Annotated in this window: 7 protein-coding genes; all 7 read left to right on the top strand. The window is 66.4% G+C overall.

The window, feature by feature from the left end:
• Positions 1-1485: cutinase family protein (locus A2J02_RS14660; RefSeq protein ID WP_068050842.1), on the top strand; the 1485-nt coding region annotated here is incomplete at its 5' end.
• A 32-nt stretch (positions 1486-1517) separates the two neighbouring features.
• A complete protein-coding gene (locus A2J02_RS14655) occupies positions 1518-2156 on the top strand; it encodes a DUF6668 family protein (protein ID WP_068050843.1) in 639 nt (212 codons plus the stop codon).
• Positions 2157-2192: 36 nt separating this feature from the next.
• Positions 2193-2492, top strand: coding sequence for a hypothetical protein (locus A2J02_RS14650; protein ID WP_051364808.1), 300 nt, complete (start codon positions 2193-2195; stop codon positions 2490-2492).
• Positions 2489-2695, top strand: a complete 207-nt coding sequence (locus tag A2J02_RS14645) for a hypothetical protein (RefSeq protein ID WP_068050841.1) — start codon at positions 2489-2491, stop codon at positions 2693-2695. The genes A2J02_RS14650 and A2J02_RS14645 overlap by 4 nt, the downstream gene beginning before the upstream one ends.
• Positions 2692-2961 (top strand): hypothetical protein, encoded by a 270-nt coding sequence (locus A2J02_RS14640; RefSeq protein ID WP_068050840.1) that lies wholly within the window; start codon positions 2692-2694, stop codon positions 2959-2961. Before A2J02_RS14645 ends, A2J02_RS14640 begins: the two co-directional genes overlap by 4 nt.
• A gap of 53 nt (positions 2962-3014) precedes the next feature.
• Positions 3015-3653: a hypothetical protein gene (locus tag A2J02_RS14635; RefSeq protein WP_068050839.1), complete on the top strand. Its 639-nt coding sequence runs from the start codon at positions 3015-3017 to the stop codon at positions 3651-3653.
• On the top strand, positions 3650-4486 hold the full coding sequence (locus A2J02_RS14630) for a hypothetical protein (RefSeq protein ID WP_068050838.1): 837 nt from the start codon (positions 3650-3652) through the stop codon (positions 4484-4486). Before A2J02_RS14635 ends, A2J02_RS14630 begins: the two co-directional genes overlap by 4 nt.
• Positions 4487-4503 lie beyond the last annotated feature (17 nt).

The raw sequence follows: 4503 nt of genomic DNA, 5'->3' as shown, positions 1-4503 counted from the left end.
ACCGAGATCGACGAGAACTCCTCACCCGACACCGATTCGGGCTTCTTCTCCCGCCTGACCGTCCCGGCGATGCGTGATGCGAACTCCGGCGACGGACCCGCTCTCGAACGCAGCTACGTCCCGTACCCGGCGAGTTTCGGCGGCAAGCCCGGCGATCGCTCCGCCGTTCCCTACGCCCAGTCCGTCGACATCGGCGTCGAGAACACCACCAAGATTATCTCCGACATCGCCGCACGCTGCCCCGGCACCAAAGTCTTCCTCTCCGGCTACTCCCAGGGCGGCGAGGTCGCCTCCCAAGTCACCCGTGACATCGGAGCAGGAACCGGACCCGTCGACGCCGACCACTTCGCCGGCGCAGCACTGTTCTCCGACCCCACCCGCGCCGAAGGTGAAGACGTCATCGCCGGCGGCGGCTCAACCCCCGCCCCGGCACCGGGAACGAGCGGTGCAGCAGTGGACACCGTCCAACTCGCCCCGGCCGTCGCCGCAGCCGCCCCCGCAGGCGGCGGTATCGCACCGACACCGAAAATCGCCGGATTCGGAGCAGTCTCCGACCGGGTCGCCTCGTACTGCACCGCAGGCGATCTCGCGTGCGACACCCCCATCGACGCCCCCGCCGCCAAGCTGGTGGCATCCATTGCCGGACAGTCCTCGATGGACACCCGCGACCCCGTCCGGATCCTCACCGACGTCTCCACCGCCGTCGGACGCACCGCCCTGATGACCGGTGCGTCGGTGATCAACGACAACATCGACTTCGACTCCAAGGCAGGCCGGTTCGAGGTCAACTCGTCGTCGGAAACGGTGCTGTCGAAGATGGCGAAGTACTCCGACCCCTCCGCCACCACGACAGACGAGATGATCGACGAAGCAGTCGGTGCGGTCACCAAGATCGCCGGCATGGCCATCGGCGCGGCGATCACCGTCGCCAAGGACGTCATCACCCCCGAGACCATCGGTCAGCTCGCCACCGTCGGCCTGACCAATCCACCCGCAGCTCTGGGCATACTCGCAACCAAGGTGCTGTCCTCGGCGGTCAAGCTCGTACCCCCGGCGACCATCGATTCGGCCGTCGACGTCGCGTTCGAGGAAGTATCGAACACCATCGACGAGAACGCCGGTCTCGCGCAGCTCGTCACCGACACCTCCTACTGGAACACCGCCACCAAACACGGCTCCTACGACAGTGTTCCGGTCGGATCCAAAGGCGAGACTCCCGTCGAGCTGACCGTGCGGTGGATCGTCGCACTCGCCGCTGACCTGACCGGCGATCAGTCTCTCGCCGACAAGGTCGGAGCAGTGATCAAACAGGGTGCAGCCTTGTTCGCCACCACCGACACCGTCCGCAGTGCCGGGAGCATCCTCGCCGCCCACGCCACCGTCGGAACCACCGGAACCGCAACGACGACCTCAGCGGCCACCACGACGACCCCCTCTGTTTCTGCCGCTGTGCCGACCACCGTCTCACCAACCACCACTCGGTGACCGAGAACGCCGGAGAAGGAGGTGCGCCCGAGATGGCCGCACAACCAGCTGAGCACCATGACTATTACCGAGACGACGACGTGTCGGTCACCCCGGCCGGGCTGCGGATACCGCCGCCCGAACGCCGAGCACCGATTCACGACGACCCGGTCGCAGTCCACGGTCGCCCGCCCGTGATGTGGCTCCTCGCCGCTCACGGGCGCTCCGGCGCAGGCACACTCGCGCAGATCTGGGCCCCGGCGGGCGATGCCCGCCGGGGCTGGCCCGCAGCCGACCGGCACCGCAACGTCGTGGTCGTGTGCCGTACGGACCGGGCCGGCCTCGACGCTGCCCACGATCTTCTCCTGCAAGCTCAGGCCGGCCTCGTCGGCGACTGCACTCTCCTCGGACTGGTCCTGGTTCCCGACGCCCCCGGCCCACTCCCCAAGACCCTGCGCCGATGGGCGGACGTTGTGGCCTCCGCAGCACCAGCGGTGTGGCGGATCCCGTACGTCGAGGATCTGCGCACCCACAGACAGAACGAACTCGCGATCTGGACCCCCACCGAACCCGACCCACCCCCACCAGGGCGGATGCGTGCCCCCGCCGCCTCTACGACCAGCCCACACCACGAACTCGCCGCGATCGGGCGGGAGATCTTCACCGCCGCCCGCAATGCGTCAGGCCACTGAACCGCACCCTCTCAACCAACACCCAAGGAGAACATCATGATTGCCAGCCTCACCGCATCGACGACCACGTTCCTCGCGCAGAACATCGGCGACGTCAGCCCCCAAGCACCGGACGGCCCCACCGGGGACAAGATCTTGACCCTGCTGTCCTGGCTGATGTGGGGATGCATCATCGCTGCCGTCGCCGGAATCATGATCTGCGGCGCGATGCTCGCGTACGAGAAAATCTCCGGCGGCGGCCAAGGCGGCAACGCGACCGGCAAACTCGTCGGCGGACTGTTCGGGTCCATCGTCATCGGTGGTGCCGCAGGCCTGGTCAACATGCTCGTCCTATGACCATCGTGAACTGGACTCTGTGGGGTCTGATCATTGCCTCGATTGTCGGAGTCATGGTCGGCAGCGGTGAGCTTGCGTACGACCAATTCAGGGGCCGCTGGTGTCAGGCCAACCAGCGGGCCACCGGACTGCTGTATGCGTCAATACTGCTCGGATTCGTTGCCGGAGTGGCGAATACAGTGGCCACGGCGGCGATGACATGAACACCGACGTGCTCGCGCAACCACCGACCTCACCGGTCGAGTGGCCCGACGAGGTGTGGCAGCCGATCATGACGGGCCTGTCGTGGCTGCTCTGGTTCGCCATCGTCACCTGCATCGCAGCACTGTTCGTGTGCGGGGCGGTATTCGTCAACCAACGCAAATCCACCGGAACACAGATGGTCGAGGACGCCACCCTGGCCCGGATCCTTATCTGTGCCGCCATCATCGGATCCGCATCCGGAATCGCCCAAGCCGTACTCGCCTGACAAACCCACTTTCCCTGCGCCCGAACTGCATCGACCCGAAAGGCATTCTCCTGATGACCGTCTCCGGCACACTCCGGATCGCCGCGACAGCGGCGACCGTCCTCGCACTCGCTGCGTGCGGATCCGGCAACGACGACACGGCGACCGCCACCCCGGATCCGGCACCGGATCTGCGCTCCGCCCCGGCCGAGCTGACCTGGCGCGAGATCGCAGGGGTATCGGTGCCGACCTCGCGGGTCGACGGGCCCTTCGCTGGGACATCGGTGAATCGCAGCGGATATGCACAGACCCCACAAGGTGCTGTCCTGGCCGCGATCAACGGGCAGACCGCACTCGCCGTCGCCGACGACCGCGCGTGGCCGGAAGTAGTCAACACCGTCACCGCACCCGGGCCCGGACGTGGCGAGTTCGCGGCCGCACGCGCCGCCGTCACCGTCTCCGGATCCGTCCCGGCCGACGCTGCACCGAAGTTCGTCGGGTTCGAGGTCACCGACTACTCCAATGATCCGCTCTCGGCGGGGGTGTCGGTGGCACAAACCATCGGAACTGCCGACAAGATCTATTCCTATCCCGTTGCACTGCAATGGATCGCCGACGATTGGCGCATCGTCCTACCGACCGCGCAAGAGAACATCGACGCCGTCGAACTGAACTCCCTCGACGGCTACACCACTTTGGAGCGCACCTCATGAGCCGCCGCATCCGCAGCATTCTGATCGCAGTCTTGGCCCTGGTCGTCGTCGCAGTCGTCGGAGCGATCTTCTTCATCGTCCCAAACATGAACGACGACGACACCCCGCCGACCACCGCTGGTCCACCGCCCACGACAGCAGCACCTACCCCCGGTGACTCCGAGCTCGACACCGGCGCGGAAGGCTTCGGTGTTCCCGACGCCGATCTGTCCGGGCGCACGGTGATGGTCCCGAACAACCCGGCTGGGCAACCACTGCCGCAACGTGCGCCGACCGGCCCGCGTGTCGAATGCACGAACGACGGCCGACCGGTCACGTCCCCGGAGTCGATGATGATCCAACGCAACTTCGGTGTCTCGACCCTCTACTCCGAGACGGATGGGCCGTCGTACATCGACGGCCTGGTCCTCGCCGGCTACACCCGCACCCCGCAGGGAGCGGCTTTGGCCGCCGCCAACATCCTGCCTCGCACCCTCGCGGGAGGGCAGGTTGCTATCGAGGCAGGCGACAAGCTGATCCTGAACGGCAGCGACGTCGTCGGCCAGGACGCACGAGCAGTCGAAGAGAACCGGCCGATCAACACCGGCACTGTCGCACTGCGAGCACCGGTTGCATTCAAAATCCTCTCCTGCACAGACACCTTCACCGTCGTCGAACTCGCCATGATTCGTGACGTCGACGACAGCGGCCAGCGCATGCAATCACCGGTCTACGGAGGCCTGCGATTGAACATGGTGTGGAACCAGGGCACATGGAAAGCCCGGGAAGCCACCGGACCCGCCTCATTCGGCCCGTACAACTCGCTCGACGGTTTCACCCGGTGGGCACTGTGACGCGCGCAGCGGCCATC

The sequence above is a fragment of the Rhodococcus sp. EPR-147 genome (genome assembly GCF_001647185.1).
Taxonomy (GTDB): Bacteria; Actinomycetota; Actinomycetes; order Mycobacteriales; family Mycobacteriaceae; genus Rhodococcoides.
Note: the sequence above shows the minus strand (reverse complement) of the source record. Positions and strands in the feature narration are given on the sequence as shown.

Coding starts and splice junctions, on each gene's coding strand:
- A2J02_RS14655 (WP_068050843.1), top strand. CDS start 1,518: ATGGCCGCACAACCAGCTGAGCACCATGACTATTACCGAGACGACGAC.
- A2J02_RS14650 (WP_051364808.1), top strand. CDS start 2,193: ATGATTGCCAGCCTCACCGCATCGACGACCACGTTCCTCGCGCAGAAC.
- A2J02_RS14645 (WP_068050841.1), top strand. CDS start 2,489: ATGACCATCGTGAACTGGACTCTGTGGGGTCTGATCATTGCCTCGATT.
- A2J02_RS14640 (WP_068050840.1), top strand. CDS start 2,692: ATGAACACCGACGTGCTCGCGCAACCACCGACCTCACCGGTCGAGTGG.
- A2J02_RS14635 (WP_068050839.1), top strand. CDS start 3,015: ATGACCGTCTCCGGCACACTCCGGATCGCCGCGACAGCGGCGACCGTC.
- A2J02_RS14630 (WP_068050838.1), top strand. CDS start 3,650: ATGAGCCGCCGCATCCGCAGCATTCTGATCGCAGTCTTGGCCCTGGTC.